Source organism: Actinocorallia aurea, from assembly GCF_054783995.1.
Genome location: NZ_BAAGPQ010000008.1, coordinates 31,729 through 52,704, shown reverse-complemented (window position 1 = coordinate 52,704; position 20,976 = coordinate 31,729). Strand labels below are relative to the sequence as shown.

Genomic DNA, 20,976 nt, shown 5'->3' with positions numbered 1-20,976 from the left:
CACCGCAATTCCGATTCCCGTCCACCCCCTCGGATCCTGTAGACTCTCCGAGGCGCCACAAACCGCAAGGTTCGTGCACCGGGGTGTAGCGCAGCTTGGCAGCGCGCTTCGTTCGGGACGAAGAGGCCGTGGGTTCAAATCCCGCCACCCCGACCAGTCCAGGGCCGTGATCGAGAAATCGATCACGGCCCTGAGTGTCTTACTGGGTGACTAAGCCCGTCACTCCCCCTTGAAGATCCGATCCATGGCCGTCGCCCCCGTCTGGATCACCGTCCGGATCTGGTGCCGGTACACCGTCTCCGTGACCGCCGTACTGCTGTGCCCGACGAGCTTCGCGATCTCATCGATCGATAGCCCGCCGTCCGACAGCAGCGACACGAAGCTGTGCCGCAGCTCCCGCGGCGTCCAGGAGTCCGCGTAGATCCCTTCCGCCCCGCGGATCGCGTTCCGGAAGTCCCGCCGAACGTGTGAGGCGTCGAGCGGCGTCCCGACCTTGGACGCGAAGACCAGCCCGTGTTCCTTCCAGCCCTCCCCCGCAGCGGCCTTCTCCCTCCTCTGCTGGGCCCGCTGAGCCTTCAGGGCGTCAATGGCCCGAGCCGGAAGCGCCAGCGTCCGCCGGGACTTCCTGGTCTTCGTGTCCCCACCGGCCCGCACCGACCGCCACACGGCGATGTGCGGCGGGACTTCTGGCACGTCTCCCTTGGCCGGCTTCCCCTTCAGGTCCACGTGCTCCCATCGGAGATCCCGCAGTTCCTCGGTCCGGGCCCCGGTCAGCAGCGAGACCACGATGTACGGGTGCATCCGGTGCGCCTCGGACTTGGCGAGGATCGCGACGGCCTGAGCGAAGTTCAGCGACCGCGACGGCCGCCCCGCCGTCCCCTGAGGGACCGCACACAGCTCCACCACGTTCCGCTTCACTTGTCCCGAGCCATGGCCCGCCGCACCGACCGGTTCAGCACCGAGTGCAGCGCCTGCAACGTCCTGGTGCTCAGCGTCTTCGCCTTGACCTCCAGCCACCGTTCGACGTCCTCGGCCGACAGCTCCCGGAGCTTGCGCGCGCCGAGGTCGGGAATGATGTGCGTCTTCGCGTGGATCGTGCACGTCTCCACGGTCTTCGCCGCCTTGTCCGCGAGCCCAAACCGGAGCCAGTCCTCCACAGCGTTCTTCACCGTGTAGTTCATCGGCGCGATGGCCAGCCCGTCTTCGTGATCCCGAAGAACCTCCTTCAGCTTCTCCTTCGCCTCGGTCTTCGTCCGACCGGCGCCCTTCCGGACGATGCGCCTGCCCGAGGGGGTGTAGCCCACGGTGACGCTGGCGATCCAGCGCTGCCGGGATTCATCCCAATGCAGCCCGCCGTCTCCGCGTGCGCGTCGTTTGGTCATCAGGCGGCTTCCCTTTCCAGGAGCGCGACGTACTCGCGCAGGGCAGATGCGGGGATCAACCGGGTACGTCCTTCCTTGACCGAGCGCAGCCGCCCGGAGCGAAGAAGTTCGTAGACGACGGTCCGGCTCAGCCGAAGCCGCGTAGTGACGTCAGAGACCCGGTAGAGAGCGGGCTCAGGTCCGTTCAAGTGGTGTTCCTTCCGATCAGGTAAAAGGCCGGAAGCGTCTGGCCGCACAGCGCAGCCGAGAGCAGGAGTTCGCCGGGGGTGTGGCCGCGGCCGACCATGCGCCAGTCCCGGACGACCAAGACCGTGTCTTCGGCGAACAGAGGCAGCCGTCCGGTCGTGACTTCCTCGGTTTGCTGGCGTTGGTGTTCGGCGCGTGCTTCGCGCAGGGCGCCGAGGGTGGTGGAGTAGCGGCGGGACTTGGTGGAGAAGTGGCCGCGGAAGCCGAGCATGTGAGCCCACTCCGCGAGCCGCAGTTCCTCCAGCCCCGGCAAGGCGCCGAGGCGGAGGCATTCGGCGATGAGCCGTCGAGGATGCGGCCGGAGGTCGAGGGCGTCGAGGTCGGTTCCCGGAGGGATGCGCCGGTCGATGGTGCCGACGCATTCGGCGGCTTTGGTGGCGTACTTGGCGATGTAGCCGGCCACGGCCTGATCCGTCAGCTCACCGGAGGCATTGATCGGGCGGATGTCGAGTTGCAGGCCCCACGCGAACGCCCGCGTAGCCAAACTGTCAGCGGCCGGAGACGACGCCCGGACCGCCCCGGCCGCGTGCTGAACGGCATCGGCCAGTGCGTCGAAGGTCGCCCAGGAGGGCGGGGCAGAGGTGGGGCCGTCTGGTCCGTCGAGGCGGATGACGGCGTGGAAGTGGACGAGGCCGCGCCGCTGGTACTCGGCGATCTTGGCGAACGACACCACCGCTGACGTCTTCAACTCCGCCAGCGTCAGGCCCGCCGTCTTGGCCAAGCGACGCCGGACGGCAAGGGTGAAACGCCGCCACAGTTCCGGGGCCAAGGCGTTGAACAGCACGTGGCCGGTGTAGTCGTAGCAGTCCGGGCAGAGCGGTTCGCCCAAGCGCGGATCGTCAGGGTGATGGTGTTCCCCGCAGCCCAGGGCACTGCCATGCGGACAGGTCCCGCCGTTACGCCGAGGGTGGCAGGGCAAAGTCCTGCCCGCCTTGGTCTTTCGGGTCGTGTGAACCGGCCCGAAGGACGGCGCCGTCAGCGTCACGAACGCCGCCGGATGCCCGGTCACGGTGTCCGGGACTCCCTTGCCGCCGACGAGTCCGGCCCGGACGAGTTGGTAGGTGTCGGCGCGGTAGACCTCAGCACAGGCAGGGCAGCGAGACGCGCGCCGTGTCTTGCAGGCGACCCGCAAGACGCCGTCGGGTTCGGTCGAGGTCGAGTAGTGGCGGAGGACTTCACCGGTGGCCGCGTCGAGGTGGGTCACCCTGCCCCGCAGATGCACAGGTTGCGCGCATCCCCCGGTGTGCTTGACCTGTGTCGCCCAGCGTCCGTAGTCGGCGCGGGTGGCCCGGTCGGCAAGGGTGCGGGAGACGGTCGGGGTGATGAGTTCGGCGGGGTTCACGCGGTGAAGTCCTCCAGGTCGAGCAGCAGCGGGGGCGAGGCGACGAGGCGGGGCTAGAGGGCGCGGGTGAAGACGGCCACGGCGTCGGCGAGGCCGGCCAGGGCACGGCCGATGGCCAGGGCGCTTTCAGCGGCGCCGGTGGGGTGGCGCAGAACGAACAGGATGAGGACGAGGACGGCGAGGAGGTATCCAGCGCGGCGAAGCATGGGATCTCCCAGGGGGTCAGGTGTGGCCGTGTCCGTGGCAGAGAGGGCAGGTGTCTCCCTCGCTGGTGAGGCCGCCCCCGCCGCAGTCGCAGCAGCGGTCACGACCGCCGAAGGGCCGCGGCAAGGGCTCAGCGGGTGCCGGAGTGGTCATGAGGCCGAGTCGGGGTTCGAGGGGTTCGTGATGTTGGGGACGTGGCAGATCTGGTAGCGGAGGCCGGAGAAGTGGGTGGTGACGAGGAGGTGGCCGCCGTAGGTGCGCTGTTCCACGGGCAGGCCCAGGGCGGTGGACAGATGCCGGATTTGGGCGGGTCCGGTGGCGTGGTCGGTGTCGTGGACGAAGACCAGGAGGTCGAAGCAGTGGCCGTCGATCGGAGCGGCGGGGTTGTTCTCCAGCCAGTCGGCGAACTGGCGGAGGCCGCGGATGGTGTTGAGACGTCGCATCAGGTCGGCGGACAGGATCTGCTTGCTCATGCGGATTCCGTTCAGGAGGTGCGGACGAGGCGAAGGAGGTCGGAGGCGAGCTGACTGGACACGCCGAGCCGAGCGCGGAGCGCGTCGCGAGTGATGGGCTTGCCATGAGCCGAGACGTGTTCGTCGGCCACACGCCGGGCGAAGGACAAGAGCTGAGGAGCCGGACCGGAAGCCGCAACATCCGGACCAGAAGACGTCCGGCTGTCTTCTGTCTGAACGGGGCCGGGGCCGAGGGCGGGCCGCGAGGACGGTTCGTCCTGCTCAGAACCCGCCGAGGACGGCGCCGCAACTACCTCTCCCGCTTCGTCCTGCACGGGACGGGCACCGGCGCGCCGCTCCAGCATGGAGACCGCGACGAGGAAGGCCCCGGCTGGGGTTCCGGCGGTGATCCACCCCCAGGCGGTGGGTTCGGCTTGGGCGAGGTTGGCGCCGAGGGAGAGCAGGATGCCGCCGAACAGGACGAGGTTCGGCCAGGAGAACGCCCCCGCTTCCCGTCCGGTCCGAGCGTCGCGCTGTCGTTCTCCTGCCGCCATGACGCAGGTGAGGTCGATGCATACGGCGATGGCCCAGGCCATCCAGCCGTGTTGTCCGTGCTCGTTGGCGGTGTCGCGGATGTGGGTGAAGGAGCCGGCCGCGGCGATAACGGCAAGGACGAGGACGGGACCGGAGTCGACAACGAACGCCAGGACGCGCGAGCCCATCACGCCGCCCGCCGGTCGAGGACGGCCAGGAGCGCGACCATCTCCGGGTCACAGGTGTGGTCGTCCGCCCAGGTGGCGACCCACCCGTACAGGTCGGAGGACGCGGTGTCGGTGCAGCGGACGCAGCGGGCGAGGTGACGCCCGGTGACGAGGTCGGTGGTGATGGCGACCGGGTCGAGCGATCGACCCGGGTTCGAGCGGCGGGAGGGCTTGGGCATCGAGGTCTCCGGTTTGTGGCATGGGTCGGGTAGGGACCTGGCGCGAAGAGGTCGCGCCGACCGTGGAGAGAGCGGGTGCGCTACGCGGCGCGAGGAGGGTGCACGGCCGGGTCGTCGACCGTGGCGCGCGGCCCGGTGAGGGAGCGGGTGAGGTCGGACCAGGCCGGGGTGAGGTGGGCGAAGGTCTTGGCCGCGTGTTCTGCTTCGTCTTCGGTGATCAGGACCGTCCGGGCGCGGCTCCAGGTGCCGTCCTGTCCGGCGACGATGGCGACGCCGGGAGTCTCGGCGGGAATGGCGCGTGCTGCGTCGAGGGCGGCAGGGTCGAGGTCGCCGAGGGTCATGTTCGCCGTCTCCGGATCGTTCACCCGGTGACAGACCCGCCCGGACAACTGTGAGCGGAGCGCGGTCACGCCAGGCCCGAGGTCAGAGCCGATCCGCTGGCCGGACACGATCAGATAGACCGCGAACGCCCGCCCCAACTGCGCGACCCGCAGAAGTCCGGTTGCGGTCTTGGCGACTTCGTCCTTCTCAGACTTGTCGGCCATGAGGAACAGTTCGGCGACCTCATCAACCAGGACCACGACCGGCACGGGCCGGATCTCCTCCGGAAGCTGCCAGACATTGCGAGCACCGGCGGTCCGACAGAGGGTCATCCGGTCTTCCAGGATCGAGACCAGGCCGTCGAGGAGTCGGACCGAGCCTGCCCGCGTTGTCGCCAGCGCGGACAGCCGAGGCGCGTAGGGAGTGAGTTCGACGCCTCCCTTGAGGTCGAAGCCGACGAGCGCGACGGGCTGGGGCGCGAGACCGCGGATGATGGCGTTGACGAGGGTGGACTTGCCGGACTGAGTCGCACCGGCGTTGAGCCAGTGCGGCATGACCTTCAAGTCCATGACCCAGGGCGTCCCGGTCTCCAGCATCCCCGGCCGCACCGTCAGCAACTCCCCGGTCTCCGGCGAGGCCGTGACGTCAGTGAGCGGATCGACCCGGTTGACGACGAGGACGACGCGGCCGGGCTTGTCGGGCAAGACGCGGACGGAGTGGACCCGCCAGGCGTGCGCGAGCCGTTCGGCCGCCGCCTGGTAGTCCGCGGGAACCTGCCCGTCGTGCAGCCGCACCCCGACCCGCCAGCCGAGCGAGGTAGGACGAGGCAGCCCGAAGCGCGGAGCCTTGTCCACCGCCACCGTCCGGACCTTGCGCCGTTGCGTGTAGGACGTCGACGCCGAGGTCGACACCAGCGGCACCACCTCCAGCGACCAGCGAAGCCGGTTCCGCTTGCGCGACAGCTTGCACCCCGCCGCGACCTTCGGCCAGGTCACGAACACCCAGGCCCACCGCACCGGGAACCCGACGCAGAACCAGAACGACCCCGGCGCCAGCCGACGCCAGGCCGCGGCCCCGGCCGCCGCAGCGACCAGGACCACGAGCACCAGGACGTTTTCCGTCGCCACCTCAGGCCGCCTGCACGTCCGCGCCGGCGGGAACGATCCGGTCGGCCTTGAACGCGATCCCCCACTTGAGAACCCCGTTGATGTGCTGCTCCCACGGGAACCCCACGAGGCGGACCGGCGTCACGATCTGCCCGATGCTCAACCCCGGGTCCCCCGAGACGGCGACGTTCACCAGCTCCACCCGCCCCGACTCGTTGTCGGCGACCGACAGCCCCACGGTGAAGACCGTGTTCCCCTCCTTGTCCTGCTTCACCTCCCCCGTCTCCATGCTCAGCAGCTTCGGCCGCGGCGGCGCCACGCACACGAAGATGAACCGCCCCAGGTCAACCGGGATGCTCCGCACCTGCTACCTCCCAAGAACCTTTGTCGACCCCCCTAGACACTCGCATTTCGAAGATGACTGTCTAGGGGGCTACTCACATCAGAGTAAGCGATGCGCGCAGGACTGTCTAGGGGGGTACTCAAGATGCTTCGGCCACAAGGTGGACGGCTACCCTGCTGCCTGTGCCTTCAGGAGATCCAACGACGCCGAGCCTTCCTGCGGTGACGCATGCACTCGAAGATCTTCGCCGGGAAGTCGGATCCGCCGAGGCCGACGTCAGGGTGTCTGCCGATCACGCCTGGCAGGCTTTCCTACGCTTCGCCCGCGTTCGATACAACGTCGCCGAGCTTCCCGACGCCGACGGCCTTCTGTTCCAGTTCGGCACGCACGCGCTCAGTGGAACGAGGGCGTTCGTTCTGAACTTCACCCGGCAGTTCGAGATCACCGACGCCGCCGGTGAGCACGATCACTACCTCCAGGTCCAATGCGAGCTCGAGTACGAGCCCACGCCTTCCCTTGAAGGGCTCGGAACGTTCAGCTCATGGTTCTTCCATGACAGCGGCGAAGGCGTCGAGGACTGGCGTGAATCGTTGCGGAACTCCCCGATGTGGGGCGAAGTCGACCGGCTCACGGCACGGCTCGCGGTGTTTGCCGACCAGGTCTGACGAAGGCGCTCAGCCGATTGAACCGCCGATCGATTCCCAGCGCACGATCGTCGCGTCATCGAATGCCTTGCCGCGAGGCCACCGGGACCCGTCCGTGTCGCTCTCCTCAACCTGCCGAGTCCAGCGGATCAGAGCTTCAGCCCCGTCATCGGCGACGACGCGCAGCAGTTCGCCCCACGAGGCGACGCCGAACAGGTCGACCAGGCGGGTAGCCCCGTCCGTCAGCAGCGTCACAGCTTTGACGCCTGCGAGCGGCACTGCGCCGGCCACCGCTTCGTAGGCCGCGCCGGGATCGGTGCTCGCGACCCAGAACCCGCCGACCTTGTTCCGGTGCGCGGCCATCCTCTCCACCCGCGTGAGAAGCCCATCCGCGTAGCCGTTCTCACCGATGGGCGAGGAGTCGCCCGCCGTTCCTATGACCCGGCCGCGGACGTCTTCGATCCGGTCGTCTGTGACGATCAGCGGTTCGCCCTGGTGGAACTCCACGATGACCGTCGAGTCCGCGAGCGCCAGGTACTCCAGCACGTCGCCGTTGGCACGGACTGCAAGGACGGTTGCCGAAGGCGAATGCGGGTTTCCGAGGTCGCAGGGCTCTCCGTGCGCCTCCACAACGCGCTTGATCGCCGCTTCCAGAGCGTCGACGATCGGAACGGCCGGATCTGCGAGTTCGGCCAGGAGCAGCCCGCCGAGGGTCCGCGCGTACCAGGCGACGGAGTGGACGCACCCGCTGTCGAGCCCGGCCGGAGCCCCGGCCCCATCGATCAGAACCGCAGAGGAGGCACCGACCGCGGCGAAGTCCTCATTGGGACGATCGACGCGGCCGGCCAGAGTTGAGACGTGAAAGCGCACGCGCCCCACGCTACCTATGCGTGCTTGTAGACCGGCGTGAGCAGTTCCGTCCGCACCGGCTCATGCGTCCGCGCGTCGTACTCGGTCCCCACGACGACGGAGAACGCCTCATCGCCCACCTGCCCCCACAACGACCCGATGTCCGTGGTCAGCAGGTGAACAACTCCCAAGGACCCCTCAGGATGTACGCCCGCGATCACCAGGATGTTGCCTTCCCCATCCGGCCGAGGCAGCCGCCCGAGGTAGCCGACGTCATAGGGCCTCTGCGGCTCCTCCTCCTGCCCGGACCGGTAGCCATGACCCGTCCGCGTGTCCCGCAGCAGCCAGCCCACGTCATCGCGCTCCCACGCGATCACCGGGTCTTTCGCATACGTCTCCCGCACGGCCTCGGACATCCGCGGCCCGCAGACGACGAGCAGCCCCGCACGGTTGAGATCCACGGCCCCGTCGACGGAGACGTGGTCATAGTCGACCTTGAGGTCGAACGTCCGCGCCAGCTCCTCAAGCTGCTTCCCGGTGTTGAGGTCGTCCAGCGCCACATACGTCCGGTCGGAAACCGGGTCAGGCCGCAACGGCGTCACCACGGTCACGTTCCCCACCCCGAGGAACGCCCCTTCCGGCGCCGGCCCCGTGTGCCGGATCTGGTGAATCCGCCCCCGGCTCAAGCCCGCTTCCTTCGCGATGTCCGCATACGAAAGCCCTTGCGCGTGAAGATCCTGGATCAACCGTCGCCGAAGCCGACTCAGCTCAGTCACTTCCTGCTGCGCCTCAGCCAGCCGCGAGGTAGTAGCCCGCAGCAGCTCATACGGATCTTGAATCCGCGAGATCCGTTCGAACTCGCCCGGCATGTCACCGCCTCCTCCGCTCATAACCGAGTCTAGGACCCTAGACACAGCCCGGAGAAGTGGATCACCCGTCGAGGAGTCCACCGCCTGGATCTTCCGCCGCCGCCGAGGTATAGGAGGCCCACCCATCCCTCAGACCCCGCCCACCACCGCCCCCGGATCATCAGGAAAGACCGCCCACACCCTCCGCCCCACCCGTACGTCTTCCACGCCCCACTTGTCGGCGAGCTTCGCGACCATCGCGAGCCCCCGCCCGTCCTCGGACTCGTCATCCCAGTCAGCCGCAACCGGACAGGTCGGCGCCCCGAAGTCGATGACCCCCACCATGATCGAGTCGTCGAACCTCTCGACCTCCACCACGAACCTCCCACCCGGCAGCCCGCTGAAGGTGTGCTGAATCGCGTTCGTAGCGAACTCATTCATGGCCAGCACCGCCCGGTACAGCGCCCCGGCCTCATGCCCCGCGGCCACGTCCCGGACGAACCGCCGAGCGTTCACCAACTCCGCAGCATCCCCATCGAACATCCGAGACCACCGGCCCACGGTCATCACCGCCTATCCGTCTAGGGGTCTAAACACCCTCCGGATGCGCAGCGTAAGCCAGGTAATCCAACTATTCAATCCGTTCAGTGAATAGATCTTAGAACTTTCACCAGGTCCGCCCGCGCCGCCTCCACCACCCGCCGAGCCTCCACCCCGAACACCGCCAACCCCCGAACCTCCTCAAACACCCGCAGGTACTCCCGAACCTCTCCCTCCCCTGTCAAGGTCAACTCCCGAGTGAACGTCTCCACCACCACAGCCTCCTCACCAAAGACCGTGAACCCATGCAGCGGCACAACCCCGCCAGCGGCCCCGAACGGCAACACCCCCACCACCACTTCCCCACCCGCATCCAGCTCCACCAACCGATCAAGCTGCGCCACCATCTCCTCCCCCGACCCCGGCCAAGTCCTCAAAACCCCTTCCCCCAAAACCACCTCAACCCGTTTCCCCACCACCTCCACAACCGACCGCCCAAGCCCGCCAGCAACGCCGTATCCCTCAGTCCGCACCACCGAAGGCACCACCCCGACCCCCATAGCCCGAACAACACCGACCCGCCCCAGCACCTCCCCGACAGCACCACTCCGATACGACACCCCGGCATCCACCCGAGGAACCACGCTCTCCTCGTAGACCCCTCGCACAACCTCCACCAACCCAAGCGCCTCCCCACCCAGCGCCACAAGAATCCGCACCACGACCGCAGCATCAGCCACCCGCCGGCCAGTCTCCACACGAGAGACCGTCGCCTGAGGAACCCCGGCCGCCGCCGCCAACCGCACCCCCGACAACCCAGCAGCCATTCGAAGCCGCCGAATCTCCGCCCCAAGCTCCCGCAACCCATCCCCACTCATGCCAGCGTTCTACCACCCCCGCCCAGCCCACCAGGACCACAACCAACCAGCCCCAGCCCGCCAGCCCACCAGGATGAGAACTTTCTCTACGGTTTCAAGCCGCCCGCTCCGCGGTCGGGCTGGTCGGCCCGGCACGGGCGTGCGGCCTCTCCGGGCCGACCCGTGCCACGCCGACCAGCTAGCTAGAGCCGCCTCACCTGCGCTAACAAGCCTGCCGCAGCATCGACCAGGGGCAGGGGTTCACCCAAAACTATCTTCATGGTAAATATGTGGACATAGTTCCCGTTATCAGATTGACTCAGCTGAAGGGCTTGCAGCACTTAGTAAAACTCTTACCCTAGAGGCAAAGTATCCGTCGTTGGGGAGCGCGCGTGCAGTTTGAGGAACGCATGTACGCAAAACTAAAGTTCTTCGAGAAGTTGGCCGAGTTGCATGAAAATGCTTTCGAAGACTTCTTTCATAATCTCATGTCGGCTAAGCATCCCAGCTATATTGACGTGAGAACCCATGGAAACATAGGCGATCAAGGCGCTGACGGCCTTCTACTTCACGACCGAAAACTCTATGCTTGCTATGCTCCCCCTACATTCAATGTAGGCAGCATAGAGGAAAAATTCTTTTCGGATCTTAAAAAGGCCAAGGAAAAGCGTGTTGGCCAGTACGACATATTTGTGTTTGTGCATAATGATATGCGTGGCATGCATCCGGAAATGTCCTCGATTCTTGCGAACGCATCGAGAGACAATGCTCCCCTTAAGATTGAACACCTTGGTCGCCGTCGTCTATGGCAAGTCTTGATGGGTCTAGAGAAGGATCAAGTTGAAGACTTGCTAGGCTGCGAAATACCAATACACGAACGGGTATATGGGATAGGCCTAGAGGATCTTAAGCCTCTCCTTGAACACCTAAAGTCGCAGACTTCGGCACCCGATCCGTTCCAGCCACTGCCAGAAATCCATGAGAACAAACTAGATTATAATAATCTCGAAGGCGATAGTAGGTATGCGCTAGTCAACGCCCTGAAGAACACCTATCTTATAGGCGACTATTACAGAAGGGGTGTTTCGGCGTATGAGCGCGACGAAGTGGCGGCCGGCTTCTCTATCTACTATCAGCAACTTAAAGAAAAATGGGATACCCATGAAGATATTCTGTGGCAGTTGGTGATTTATGTTTTGGGGAACCAACTGCCGGACCCTAGAACGCATCGAGCGGCATGGGTTATCCTGGCCTATTTCTTTGAGAGATGCGATATATTTGAACAGCCCCCAGATGGCTGGACCCCTTATGCCGCTATTGGGGGAAGCGGATGATAACACCGACTAAAGGTATCGAACCCGACAGGGCTCTATTGTCGGTTGGGGCGCAAATTCTCCAGCAGTTGGCGGAACCTACATCAGTGAGCCAGGTCTGGTTTAAGCTAAAAAGCTGGCGTCTCCGTGAGGGATATGTTTCGCCTGTATCTTTTGGGTGGTTCACGCTGGCTCTTGATGTGCTGTATGCCATGGGTCTAATAGAATTGAATGACGGCCTGCTATTTAGAAGGAGCTCTCGTGCTGCGCAAATTGAGCTCTAGCGATTCTCGCTTCAAAACAATCGAGTTTCAGCCCGGCCTGAATATCGTGGTAGCAGATACTCGACCCGAGGCAACGTCGACTGACAGCAGAAACAGTGCAGGGAAATCAAGCATTATCGAGTTGCTTCACTTTCTCCTAGGGAGTCGAGCTGACAAGCACATAGCTACACGCAAGCCTCTGCGTGACTCAATATTTGAGCTCCATATGGATTGGCCTCAGACGAGTAATGGCCTTAAGGTTCGACGCCAAGGTTCTAGCTCAAACTCAATCGAGATAGATCCTGATGTATCTGCGCCTAGTGCAGGGCGTCTTTCTATCGGGCCTGGTGTGATATCTCTTTCAGAGTGGAATGCTCTAATCGATTCTGCTCTATTCAAGCTGCCGGTAGAGCACCCTGGAGTAAGTGGCAGAATTCTTCTCTCTTACTATATTCGGCGAGTTGCTAGCCATGCGTTCAATGAGCCCATTAGAATTCATTCGCGTCAGGCTGAGGTCGAAGCCACTACCAACTTGGCTTATTTGCTCGGGCTGGATTGGAAACTAGCCTCTCGCTATAAGGATCTTGCTGCCCGGGAAGCAACAAGGAAGCAGCTTCGCCAAGCAGTAAATGATCCTGTGCTAGGTCGAATAGTTGGAAATGTTGCCGATCTGCGCGGGCAAATAACTCTCGCAGAAGCTCGAGTTTCTCGACTCCAGCAGCAAATAGATTCTTTCCGTGTAGTGCCGGAGTATGAATCACTTAAAAGGCGCGCTGACGAACTATCCCGGCAAATACGAGAGAGATCGAACCAGGATCTCATAGATCAGCGAAATCTCGAGGATCTTCAAGACTCTATGAATGAGTCGGTCGACACGGAGGTTCGCTATCTTGAGCCGGTGTTCGAAGAGCTCGGAGTTATTCTCCCCGACCACGTTAGGCGACGCTATGAGGACGTGAAATCTTTCCACGAATCGATCGTTCGCAACCGTCATCGCTATCTTAATGAAGAGATAGCGGCAATTCGTTCTAGGCTAGGTGAGAGTAGGGAACAGAGAGAACGGCTAGGAGCTGAGCAGGCTCAAATACTCCGTCAGCTGAACGAGGGCGGGGCGCTAGAAGCGCTAACGACTCTTCAAAGCGCATTTGCGCAGGAGAAGGCCGCCCTTGCTGCTCTCGAAAATCGGCTTACTGCGGCACAGGCTCTAGAATCCAGTGCTCGGCAGATTACCTCTATGCGGGTCGAGCTCGAAGAACAAATGTCGGCAGATCTGGAAGATCGACAAGCTAGAATTAGTGAAGCTACGCTCCTCTTTGATGAGTTTGCAAAGCAACTCTACGGAGATGAGCGCAGCGGTTACCTTGCTATTAATGCAGGAAGAAACAGTATTAAAATATCTCCCCGCATTGACAGTGATGACAGTCGCGGTATTGGGAATATGGTGATATTCTGCTTTGATCTAACTGTTGCGGTTATTGCGCATCGGCACAATAGAGGGCCAGATTTCATCATCCATGACAGTCACTTGTTCGACGGCGTTGATGATCGCCAGTTGAAGTCGGCCCTTGATCTGGCGGAGGCGGTCGCTAGTCGCGAGAACATGCAATACATAGCAACGATTAATAGCGACGATTTGGATAAGGCGATCAATCGTGGATTTGGTTCGGTTGATAGGTGTATAGAGCCTAGGCTAACCGATGGTTTTGCTGACGGTGGATTGTTTGGATTTAGATTCTAGTTCTGAACTCTTACATAAATATGCCGAGCACCCAATCTCTCACGGAGTGCTATTTTGGGCGCCCATTTAAGCCTCGTTACTGCCAATGATGGATCTACGATCGCCAGGGTGGTTGGGGTCTGCGAGGGCTAAGGCGGTCGCCTGACGCACCGCTTCCGGACCTCGGGGCTTGGCTGCCCCAGCGATCCCGGGTCAGCTTGTCCTCGGATGGGCGGGCACTGTAGGTGCGGGGTGACGACGGTGGGGGCTCGGTGGGTGGCAAGCCGGGTGTGCTGGGGCTGATGTGGGGGGATTAGCGGGGACTGATTTGGAGTGGTGGGAAGGGTGGGGTAGAGGCTTCACATCGAAGACACGGCTTGCTGTGTACGTCGGTCGAACGAGCCCGAAGCAGGGGCTGCCGCCCCCAGCCCCCCGCAGGCCGGCGCACTCACCCGCGCGAAACCTCCTGTCACACCGTCTCGCCGTTCGCGCGGGTGAGCACTCCGGGACGGGCGTGATGGGCTCGCGGTCGGATGGTGGTTGCTAACGGGGGTGCTAACAACAGGGCTGGGCGAGGGCGGATCGGGGTGGACGGCGTGAGGGCTGGGGAGCAGGTCAGCGAATGAATGTGGATGACTGTGGATGGGGTTGGGCGGACTTTTAATCCGTAGGTCAGCCAAGCCGTGCGGGCGAGTTATGGGTGACCCGCTACTTTCGGGCGAGGAACTCCCGAGCTACGGCTACACGCCCTGTGTCAAAACAGTCCGGGGCAGCGGCCACAACCTGAGCCCACAGCCGTACGCGATACTGCGCCTCTGGGGACTGCGGGGCATTGAGCTGGACCGCGCTATCCCTGAAGGACTGCGCGGCCTGTCGGTCGTCCGCGCACTTCTCCGCTGGCGGCTGCTCGCTCCACGGGAACCCAGTCCACGCCACGTACCCGGTAGCGGCCACGCCGATTGCAGCGAAAACAGCAACCAAGCCGACTCCGACTCTCCGCCCGACAGCCACCAGCCACCTCCGGCGAGACCGAACATCAGCTGCTTCTTTAGCCTGCTCCTGCTTACTCGCCAAAGCAGCCGTCTCCGCGACCTCCATCCCGCGATGATAGAACCGGAACCATGGCATACCGCCTGCTAACAGGGCATCGTGTCCAGGCTGTGAAGTACACGTAGTAACCCGATCGCCACTCCGATTGCCACAGATTGGTGAGCGTCGGCGATTGGTCCGCGGACGATCATGAGCAGCGCCGCTTGCGGTCCCTGCGTCCCGAGTTCCACCAAAAGAACCAGGCAAGGTGAGTGACGAAGTGAGTGACAACCGCGGTGGACGAGCGCGAACCCGAGCGGACCATTGCGGACTCGAAGCGCAGGTCAGAGGCGGATCTGTACCTGTGAAGATCTTGGGGAGCTTCGTTCGGGACGAAGAGGCCGTGGGTTCAAATCCCGCCACCCCGACCAGTTCAGGGCCGTGATCGAGGAATCGATCACGGCCCTGGTTGTTTATGGGGTGGCGTGGATGATGGTGGCGTCGTCGGTGGGTTTGGGGCGGGGCCAGCGGGTGCCGGATGGGTCGGTGGACTCGGTTTGGCGGGTGTGGTGGATCAGGGCGACGGGGCCCTGGTCGTGGAGGATTTTGAGGAGGTCGGGCCAGGAGGCTTCGGCGAACAGGTCGACCAGGCGGGTGGCGCCGTCGGTGAGGAGGGTCACGGCCTTGACGGCTGCCAGGGGGACGGTGCCGGCGATCGCTTCTCGGGCGGCGGACGGGTCGGCGCCGGCCACCCAGAAGCCGCCGGATCTGTTTCGGTGCGCCGCCATGCGGAGACGGCGGGCCAGGAGGCCTTCGGCATAGCCGTCCGGGCCGATCCGGGAGGATTCGTCCTCGGTCCCGATGACCCGGGCGCGCACGTGCTCCACGCGGTCGTCGGTGACGATCAGCGGGTCGCCCTCGTGGAACTCCACGATGACCGTCGAATCCGCGAGGGCCAGGTACTCGAGCGTGTCCCCGTTGGCCCGTACCGCGAGTACGGTCGCGGACGGCGAGTCCGGATGGCTCAGGTCGCATCCCTCGCCGTGCGCCTCCATGACCCGTTTGATCGCCGCCTCCAGCGCGTCGACGATGCCCGTGCCGGTGTCCGCCAACTCGGCGAGGAGTAGGGCGCCGAGCGTTCGCGCGTACCAGGCCACGGAGTGGACGCATCCGCTCTCCAGCCCCGGTGGCGCCCCGGCCCCGTCGATCAGGACGGCCGCGTCGGCGCTCACGGCGGCGAAGTCCTCGTTGGGGCGGTCGGTCCGGCCGGCGAGCGTGGAGACTTGGAAGCGCACCCGTCCCAAGCTACCCACGCCCTGCGGTTCCGGCGGGACTGCCGGTGCCGACTTCGCCCTGCCGTCGATCCCGAGGCTGTGGACAACTTTCCGACGCGGCCGCGGCGCCGGGTTACGATCCCGATCAGGTGCGTTGCACGGAGTGGGGGGTGCGGTGTGGCCGGTCTGTTTCCGGTGTCCGTCAAAGGCGTCGTGGTCGATGGGGAAGGGCGGGTGCTGCTGCTGAAGAACGAACGGGAGGAGTGGGAGCTGCCGGGAGGGCGGTTGGAGGCCGGGGAGGGGCCTGCGCAGTGCGTGGTTCGGGAGATCGCGGAGGAGAGTGGGTGGCGCGCCGAGGCCGGCGATCTGCTGGACGCGTGGGTGTACGAGCCGCTGGCAGGGCGGTTCGTGTTCATCGTCACCTATGGGTGCCGGCTCTTGGAGGGGAACGCGGAGCCGCTGATCAGCCACGAGCACAAGGAGATCGGCCTGTTCGGCGAGGACGAGGTGCCGGGGCTGGTGATGCCGCAGGGCTACAAGGACTCGGTGGCCGCGTGGTTCGCCCGGCTGCGCGGGTCGGCTTGAGCGGTGCTGTTTCACGTGAAACGTGGTCCGGGAGGGCATGATGGTGGGGTGGAAGCTCGGGTTCTGGCGGTAAGTGATCTGCATGTGTCTTATGCGGAGAATCGGGTTGTTACCGAGGGTCTGCGGCCCACGTCCGATGAGGATTGGCTCATCGTGGCGGGGGATGTGGCGGACAAGGTCGGGGACGTCGAGTGGGCGTTGCGCGTGCTCACGCGGCGGTTCGCGAAGGTGGTGTGGGTACCGGGGAATCACGAGTTGTGGACGGTGCGGGACGGGGCGGACGGGTTGAAGGGGGTGGCGCGGTACGAGTACCTGGTGGAGATGTGCCGGAGGCTCGGGGTCGTCACGCCGGAGGACCCGTATCCGGTGTGGGAGGGGAGCGGGGGGCCTGCGGTCATCGCGCCGCTGTTCCTGCTCTACGACTACTCGTTCCTTCCACCCGGGTGCGCGACGAAGGAGGAGGGGCTCGCGTACGCGTACGAGACGGGTGTCGTGTGCGTGGACGAGAAGCTGCTGCATCCGGATCCGTACCCGACCCGGGAGGCCTGGTGCGCGGCGCGGGTGGCGCTCACCGAGGAGCGGTTGAAGGCGTGCGATCCGGACGTGCCACTGGTCCTGGTGAACCACTGGCCGCTGGTCCGCAACCCGACCGAGGTGCTCTGGTATCCGGAGTTCGCGCAGTGGTGCGGGACGACGGCCACGGCCGACTGGCACCGCAGGTTCAACGTCAAGGCGATGATCTACGGGCATCTGCACATCCCGCGTGAGACCCGGTACGACGGCGTCAGGTTCGAAGAGGTGTCCCTGGGCTATCCACGCGAGTGGCAGAAGCGCGGGAAGCCTCCTGAGCTGCCCCGCGTGGTGCTCTAGGGCAGGATCTCGGCGATGAGGGCCGTCGCGTTGTCGCGTCCGCCGAGGTCCTCGGCGCGGGCGATCAGCGCGGCGGCGAGTCCGGGCGCCGACGGGTGGGCCGTGGCGAGCGCCGCGAGGTCGTCGCCGAACCAGGTGTCCGACGGGACGGCCGCGCCGTCGCTGAGCAGGACGAGGAGATCGCCGGGTACGGCCTGCACGGAGGCCGTGAAAGGCTCCTCGGCGTAGCCGCCGAGATGCTTCGTCAGCATCGAGCCGCCCCACTGGGCCGCTGGGTCGGTGCGGATCTCGTCGGCGAGGACGGTCTGGTCGGGCGTGAGCCGGAACGCGATCCGCTCCCCGTCGGGGAGCCTGCGGACGAGCCATGCGGGGCTGTCGCCGACGAGGGCGAGGTCGACCCGCCCCGAGGGCGCGACGGACGCGCCGAGGAACGTCGACGCGCCGCGCCCGAGCCCGGCGACCACGGTGTCGGCCGCGGCGAGTCCGGCGACGAGGCCCTGGTGGTCGTCCCGGCAGAAGTAGGCGCGGACCTCCTCGACGGCGGCCCGTGACGCCCGCGCGCCCGACCCGTCTCCTTCCCCGGTGACGCCGTCGCAGACGACGAGGAGCACCGCCCCGTGGATGTCGCGGACGACGGCGAAGGCGTCCTCGTTGTCCCATTCGGGGTCGCCTTTGGCCTTGCGCGATCCGACGGCGGTCTCGGCCGCGGGCCTGACCCGCACTTCGCCGCCTTCGCCTTCGGCCCGGACCGCGGCGAGGACCGCGCGCGGGTCCGCGCCGACGAGCAGGGCGCGGACGATCGCGTCGAGCCCGTGCGGATACTCCCCGGCGTGCAGGTCGAGCAGGGCGAACACGTCGCCGAGGTCGCGCGGCGCACGGCCTGCCGCGACCCGGACGAGGCCGTGCACGATCGCCCACACGTCACGCGCGCGGGCGCCCGGTGTGTCCGGCACGGGTGGTTCGCCGGAGCCGAGCGGCGGCACTTCGAGCACCTGCCAGCCGTAGGTGGCGTGCCAGCGCAGCGCGCCGGGCCACAGGCAGCCGGGCCCCATCCGGGCGAGGCTCTCGGCCAACACGTCCCACAGGCCCCCGAGCTCCTCCATGAGCATGCCCGCGGGCAGCCCCTCCCGGTCCCCGAGCACCGGGTAGGGCTCCTCCGCCCATTCCACGCTGATCCGCCCCAGCAACTCCCACCCCCATCGGTCCCACCATGGTGACCGTCCGCAGTCCCGGCGACAACCCCGACACGGCGTGTCGGCGTGCGGCCTGACCGCACGTTCGGGCAGCAGGCTCGGCCAAGGTGTCAGGCCCGGTGGGAGAGGACCGTCGCAGCGGGTCGCGCCGTGAGGTCGGTCAGGATGTCGGGAGAGGTGCCAGGTGTGCGGAAAGCAGAGACGGCCCCGTCCGAGCGGGTCAAGCGGTCAGGCCGGTCAGGGCGGCAGGAGAGGACGACCCCGGCGCCAGATGTGCGAGAGCAGAGAACGGCCCCGTCCCAGCGGGTCGGGCCGTCAGGACGGCGGGAAGGGCGGCCCTGGCGGCGGCGGGCGGCGGCAGGACCGCCCCGTTCGAGGGGGTCAGGCGGTGAGGGCGGTGAGGGCGGCCAGGAGGCGGTCGATGTGGGCCTCGGTGGTGCCGAGGCCGAAGCTGGCGCGGACCGCGGTGGTGTCGGTGGCGCCGGTGAGGGCGGCGACGAGGGGGTGGGCGCAGAACTTGCCGTCGCGGACGCCGATGCCGTGGACGTCGGACAGGTATTCGGCGACTTCGCGGGCGCTGTGGCCGTCGACGGTGAAGGAGACGATGCCGACGCGCGGGTGGTTCGGCCCCCACAGGGACAGTTCGCGGACGGCGGGGAGGGCGGCGAGGCCGTCGCGGAGCCGGGCGAGCAGGCGCTCTTCCTCGGCGACGATGCCCTGCCAGTCGGTGAGGGCGCGGCAGGCCTCGGCGATGGCGATGGCGCCGAGCACGTTGGGGGTGCCTGCCTCGTGGCGCTGCTCGGGCTCGGCGGCCCAGGAGACGCCGCCTTCGGGGGTGACGCAGCGGGTGGCGCCGCCGCCGCGCAGGTACGGGTCGGCGGCGCGCAGCCAGTCGGCGCGGCCCGCGAGGACCCCTGCGCCGAACGGCGCGTAGAGCTTGTGGCCGGACAGGGCCACGTAGTCGTAGGGGGAGGCGTCGAACGGGCGGTGCGGGGCGAGCTGGGCGGCGTCGATCGCGATGCGGGCGCCGCAGCGGTGCGCGACGGCGGCGAGTTCACGGATCGGCCACAGCTCGCCGGTGACGTTGGATGCTGCGGTGACGACGAGCAGGCGCGGCCCCTGTGGGCAGGCGCGCAGCGCGTCCTCGGCGGCGGCGAGGGCTTCGGCGGGCGTCGCGGGGATCGGCAGCCGGACGGCGCGGCGCCACGGGAGCTGGGTGGCGTGGTGCTCGGAGGAGAACACCACGACCGACGTGCCCTGCGGGACGGCGCGGGCGAGGAGGTTGAACGCGTCGGTGGTGTTGCGGGTGAAGATCACCGACTGGGGCCCGCCGAGGAACTCGCGGACGGTCTCGCGGGCCTCCTCGTAGGCGCGGGTGGTCACCTGGGAGGCGTAGCCCGCGCCGCGGTGCACGCTGCTGTAGTAGGGCAGGGCCTGCGTGACGGCGTCGGCCACCGCCTGGAGACAGGGCGCGGAGGCGGCGTAGTCGAAGTTGGCGTAGCCGGTGAACCCGTCGCGGACGGGGACGGGGGCGTCGAGGCCGACGACGGCGGGAAGGGACGTGAGAACGGTCACGGGAGGCCTCCGGGGGCTCCATCATGGATTCCGGGAACGCCGTCCGGGGAATCCGCGCTTGCCCGGCGCCTTTGCGCAGGGCCTGGTCGTCACCCGGACCACCCCGCCGCGGAGGAGGGTTGGCGGCCAGCAAGCCGGGGCTGAACGCTGGCACTCATGACCTTCGGGTCTTTTATAGCAGGAGGACCGGGTCCTCCCGCAACCCGGTCCTCCCGCAAGGGGTCCTCACGCAACCGGCCCCTAGGAGATCCCGCCGAAGAGATCGTCCGTGTCGTCGCCGCCCTCGCCGCGCAGGCGGGAGAAGGCCTCGTGACCGAGGAACATCAGCTGGGCCTGCTCGGGGAGGGTGAACAGGAAGGCGCCGTCGCTCTGGCTGGCGTGCGCCTGGAGGGCCTCGGCCTTGCGCGCGAAGTACTCGCTGACGTCCACGACCGTGGTGACGAGCTCGTCGGGGGTGCCGAACTCGGGCTCGGCGCCCTCTTCCAGCTCGGGCCAGTCCAGGCCCCAGTTCTGCTCGCGGGCCACGCGGGCCATCTCGGCCATGGCCGAGCGCGGCATCGCGGTGGCGTACAGGCGCTCGGGGATGCCGCTGCGCTCGGTGGCGGCGACGGCGACGCGGTGGGCCTGGATGTGGTCGGGGTGCCCGTAGCCGCCGTTGTCGTCGTAGGTGACGACGACCTGCGGTCGGTAGCGCTCCATGAGGGCGACGAGCTTGTCGGTGGCGGCGTCGAGATCGGCGCCGGCGAACGAGCCGGGGGCGGTGTTGGCGGCCCAGCCGACCATGCCGGAGTCCGCGTAGCCGAGGAGTTCGACGTGTTCGATGCCGAGGATCTCGGCGGAGCGGGCGAGTTCCTTCAGCCGGGTCTCACGGACGGCGGCCGGGTCGTGGCCTTCCTCACCGGGCTTGACCCCGCCCGGTCCGTCGCCCTGCTCCCCGTTCGTGCAGGTCACGAGCACCGTTCTGATCCCCTGGGCGGCGGCGCGGGCGAGGACTCCCCCGGTGCCGATCACCTCGTCGTCAGGGTGGGCGTGCACGGCCATCAGCGTCAGCATGGGCCTCAGCCTATGCGGCTCCGGTACTCA

General features: G+C 66.3%; 24 protein-coding genes, 1 tRNA gene and 1 riboswitch. Of the genes, 7 read left to right on the top strand and 18 right to left on the bottom strand.

Annotated features, from left to right (window positions below; genetic code table 11):
* Positions 1–79: 79 nt before the first annotated feature.
* Positions 80–156, top strand: a tRNA-Pro gene (locus ACYVOM_RS10425).
* A 63-nt stretch (positions 157–219) separates the two neighbouring features.
* Here the strand turns inward: ACYVOM_RS10425 and ACYVOM_RS10420 are convergent.
* The 10 genes from ACYVOM_RS10420 to ACYVOM_RS10375 all read right to left on the bottom strand — a co-directional run bounded on the left by ACYVOM_RS10420 (position 220) and on the right by ACYVOM_RS10375 (position 6,357).
* On the bottom strand, positions 220–918 hold the full coding sequence (locus ACYVOM_RS10420) for a site-specific integrase (RefSeq protein WP_460303068.1): 699 nt from the start codon (positions 916–918) through the stop codon (positions 220–222).
* Positions 915–1,382, bottom strand: a complete 468-nt coding sequence (locus ACYVOM_RS10415) for a hypothetical protein (RefSeq protein WP_460303067.1) — start codon at positions 1,380–1,382, stop codon at positions 915–917. The genes ACYVOM_RS10420 and ACYVOM_RS10415 overlap by 4 nt, the downstream gene beginning before the upstream one ends.
* Complete coding sequence (locus ACYVOM_RS10410; protein ID WP_460303066.1) at positions 1,382–1,570, bottom strand: helix-turn-helix domain-containing protein; 189 nt, start codon at positions 1,568–1,570, stop codon at positions 1,382–1,384. The genes ACYVOM_RS10415 and ACYVOM_RS10410 overlap by 1 nt, the downstream gene beginning before the upstream one ends.
* Entirely contained in the window at positions 1,567–2,970 is a 1,404-nt protein-coding gene (locus ACYVOM_RS10405) for a replication initiator (protein WP_460303065.1), read from the bottom strand. Before ACYVOM_RS10405 ends, ACYVOM_RS10410 begins: the two co-directional genes overlap by 4 nt.
* A gap of 53 nt (positions 2,971–3,023) precedes the next feature.
* On the bottom strand, positions 3,024–3,176 hold the full coding sequence (locus ACYVOM_RS10400; protein ID WP_460303064.1) for a hypothetical protein: 153 nt from the start codon (positions 3,174–3,176) through the stop codon (positions 3,024–3,026).
* Between the two features lie 147 nt (positions 3,177–3,323).
* Complete coding sequence (locus tag ACYVOM_RS10395) at positions 3,324–3,647, bottom strand: hypothetical protein (RefSeq protein WP_460303063.1); 324 nt, start codon at positions 3,645–3,647, stop codon at positions 3,324–3,326.
* 11 nt (positions 3,648–3,658) lie between these two features.
* Positions 3,659–4,348: a DUF2637 domain-containing protein gene (locus ACYVOM_RS10390; RefSeq protein ID WP_460303062.1), complete on the bottom strand. Its 690-nt coding sequence runs from the start codon at positions 4,346–4,348 to the stop codon at positions 3,659–3,661.
* Positions 4,348–4,566 carry a hypothetical protein gene (locus ACYVOM_RS10385; RefSeq protein WP_460303061.1) on the bottom strand — a complete coding sequence of 73 codons (219 nt, stop codon included), beginning with the start codon at positions 4,564–4,566 and terminating at the stop codon, positions 4,348–4,350. The genes ACYVOM_RS10390 and ACYVOM_RS10385 overlap by 1 nt, the downstream gene beginning before the upstream one ends.
* A gap of 80 nt (positions 4,567–4,646) precedes the next feature.
* Positions 4,647–6,014, bottom strand: coding sequence for an FtsK/SpoIIIE domain-containing protein (locus ACYVOM_RS10380; protein ID WP_460303060.1), 1,368 nt, complete (start codon positions 6,012–6,014; stop codon positions 4,647–4,649).
* A gap of 1 nt (position 6,015) precedes the next feature.
* Entirely contained in the window at positions 6,016–6,357 is a 342-nt protein-coding gene (locus ACYVOM_RS10375; protein ID WP_123669788.1) for an SCO3933 family regulatory protein, read from the bottom strand.
* Positions 6,358–6,557: 200 nt separating this feature from the next.
* On the opposite strand from ACYVOM_RS10375, the gene ACYVOM_RS10370 reads away from it, so the two are divergent.
* A complete protein-coding gene (locus ACYVOM_RS10370) occupies positions 6,558–7,001 on the top strand; it encodes a hypothetical protein (RefSeq protein ID WP_460303059.1) in 444 nt (147 codons plus the stop codon).
* A 9-nt stretch (positions 7,002–7,010) separates the two neighbouring features.
* On the opposite strand, the gene ACYVOM_RS10365 is transcribed toward ACYVOM_RS10370, so the two are convergent.
* The 4 genes from ACYVOM_RS10365 to ACYVOM_RS10350 all read right to left on the bottom strand — a co-directional run bounded on the left by ACYVOM_RS10365 (position 7,011) and on the right by ACYVOM_RS10350 (position 10,044).
* Complete coding sequence (locus ACYVOM_RS10365) at positions 7,011–7,850, bottom strand: protein phosphatase 2C domain-containing protein (RefSeq protein WP_460303058.1); 840 nt, start codon at positions 7,848–7,850, stop codon at positions 7,011–7,013.
* Positions 7,851–7,864: 14 nt separating this feature from the next.
* Complete coding sequence (locus ACYVOM_RS10360) at positions 7,865–8,698, bottom strand: RNA polymerase sigma factor sigma-70 region 4 domain-containing protein (protein WP_460303057.1); 834 nt, start codon at positions 8,696–8,698, stop codon at positions 7,865–7,867.
* A 129-nt stretch (positions 8,699–8,827) separates the two neighbouring features.
* On the bottom strand, positions 8,828–9,244 hold the full coding sequence (locus ACYVOM_RS10355) for an ATP-binding protein (RefSeq protein ID WP_460303056.1): 417 nt from the start codon (positions 9,242–9,244) through the stop codon (positions 8,828–8,830).
* Positions 9,245–9,321: 77 nt separating this feature from the next.
* Entirely contained in the window at positions 9,322–10,044 is a 723-nt protein-coding gene (locus ACYVOM_RS10350) for a Scr1 family TA system antitoxin-like transcriptional regulator (protein ID WP_460303201.1), read from the bottom strand.
* 422 nt (positions 10,045–10,466) lie between these two features.
* On the opposite strand from ACYVOM_RS10350, the gene ACYVOM_RS10345 reads away from it, so the two are divergent.
* Genes ACYVOM_RS10345 through ACYVOM_RS10335 form a run of 3 tightly spaced genes read left to right on the top strand, consistent with a single transcriptional unit; the run spans position 10,467 to position 13,388 of the window.
* A complete protein-coding gene (locus ACYVOM_RS10345) occupies positions 10,467–11,408 on the top strand; it encodes an ABC-three component system protein (RefSeq protein ID WP_460303055.1) in 942 nt (313 codons plus the stop codon).
* Positions 11,405–11,671 (top strand): ABC-three component system middle component 6, encoded by a 267-nt coding sequence (locus ACYVOM_RS10340; RefSeq protein WP_460303054.1) that lies wholly within the window; start codon positions 11,405–11,407, stop codon positions 11,669–11,671. The genes ACYVOM_RS10345 and ACYVOM_RS10340 overlap by 4 nt, the downstream gene beginning before the upstream one ends.
* The gene (locus ACYVOM_RS10335) at positions 11,649–13,388 is read left to right on the top strand and encodes an ABC-three component system protein (protein WP_460303053.1); all 1,740 of its coding nucleotides are present in this window, start codon (positions 11,649–11,651) and stop codon (positions 13,386–13,388) included. Before ACYVOM_RS10340 ends, ACYVOM_RS10335 begins: the two co-directional genes overlap by 23 nt.
* Before the next feature lie 1,481 nt (positions 13,389–14,869).
* Here the strand turns inward: ACYVOM_RS10335 and ACYVOM_RS10330 are convergent.
* Positions 14,870–15,691 (bottom strand): protein phosphatase 2C domain-containing protein, encoded by an 822-nt coding sequence (locus ACYVOM_RS10330; protein WP_460303052.1) that lies wholly within the window; start codon positions 15,689–15,691, stop codon positions 14,870–14,872.
* Positions 15,692–15,847: 156 nt separating this feature from the next.
* Here ACYVOM_RS10330 and ACYVOM_RS10325 point away from each other — a divergent pair, with 156 nt between their 5' ends.
* Both ACYVOM_RS10325 and ACYVOM_RS10320 read left to right on the top strand, forming a co-directional pair.
* The gene (locus ACYVOM_RS10325) at positions 15,848–16,255 is read left to right on the top strand and encodes an NUDIX hydrolase (protein ID WP_460303051.1); all 408 of its coding nucleotides are present in this window, start codon (positions 15,848–15,850) and stop codon (positions 16,253–16,255) included.
* Between the two features lie 48 nt (positions 16,256–16,303).
* Positions 16,304–17,125, top strand: a complete 822-nt coding sequence (locus ACYVOM_RS10320; protein ID WP_460303050.1) for a metallophosphoesterase family protein — start codon at positions 16,304–16,306, stop codon at positions 17,123–17,125.
* Here ACYVOM_RS10320 and ACYVOM_RS10315 read toward each other — a convergent pair.
* The 3 genes from ACYVOM_RS10315 to ACYVOM_RS10305 form a co-directional block, all read right to left on the bottom strand.
* Positions 17,122–18,294, bottom strand: coding sequence for a PP2C family protein-serine/threonine phosphatase (locus ACYVOM_RS10315; RefSeq protein WP_460303049.1), 1,173 nt, complete (start codon positions 18,292–18,294; stop codon positions 17,122–17,124). The genes ACYVOM_RS10320 and ACYVOM_RS10315 overlap by 4 nt on opposite strands.
* A gap of 405 nt (positions 18,295–18,699) precedes the next feature.
* Entirely contained in the window at positions 18,700–19,893 is a 1,194-nt protein-coding gene (locus ACYVOM_RS10310) for an aminotransferase class V-fold PLP-dependent enzyme (RefSeq protein WP_460303048.1), read from the bottom strand.
* Between the two features lie 49 nt (positions 19,894–19,942).
* A riboswitch (SAM riboswitch) is annotated at positions 19,943–20,055 on the bottom strand.
* 78 nt (positions 20,056–20,133) lie between these two features.
* Positions 20,134–20,946 (bottom strand): PIG-L family deacetylase, encoded by an 813-nt coding sequence (locus tag ACYVOM_RS10305; protein WP_460303047.1) that lies wholly within the window; start codon positions 20,944–20,946, stop codon positions 20,134–20,136.
* Positions 20,947–20,976: the final 30 nt, after the last annotated feature.

Bases quoted from the DNA above. Each gene is read 5' to 3' on its own strand.
- ACYVOM_RS10415 (WP_460303067.1), bottom strand. From the start codon at position 1,382: ATGACCAAACGACGCGCACGCGGAGACGGCGGGCTGCATTGGGATGAA.
- ACYVOM_RS10400 (WP_460303064.1), bottom strand. From the start codon at position 3,176: ATGCTTCGCCGCGCTGGATACCTCCTCGCCGTCCTCGTCCTCATCCTG.
- ACYVOM_RS10395 (WP_460303063.1), bottom strand. From the start codon at position 3,647: ATGAGCAAGCAGATCCTGTCCGCCGACCTGATGCGACGTCTCAACACC.
- ACYVOM_RS10390 (WP_460303062.1), bottom strand. From the start codon at position 4,348: ATGGGCTCGCGCGTCCTGGCGTTCGTTGTCGACTCCGGTCCCGTCCTC.
- ACYVOM_RS10385 (WP_460303061.1), bottom strand. From the start codon at position 4,566: ATGCCCAAGCCCTCCCGCCGCTCGAACCCGGGTCGATCGCTCGACCCG.
- ACYVOM_RS10360 (WP_460303057.1), bottom strand. From the start codon at position 8,698: ATGCCGGGCGAGTTCGAACGGATCTCGCGGATTCAAGATCCGTATGAG.
- ACYVOM_RS10355 (WP_460303056.1), bottom strand. From the start codon at position 9,244: ATGACCGTGGGCCGGTGGTCTCGGATGTTCGATGGGGATGCTGCGGAG.
- ACYVOM_RS10350 (WP_460303201.1), bottom strand. From the start codon at position 10,044: ATGGCTGCTGGGTTGTCGGGGGTGCGGTTGGCGGCGGCGGCCGGGGTT.
- ACYVOM_RS10340 (WP_460303054.1), top strand. From the start codon at position 11,405: ATGATAACACCGACTAAAGGTATCGAACCCGACAGGGCTCTATTGTCG.
- ACYVOM_RS10305 (WP_460303047.1), bottom strand. From the start codon at position 20,946: ATGCTGACGCTGATGGCCGTGCACGCCCACCCTGACGACGAGGTGATC.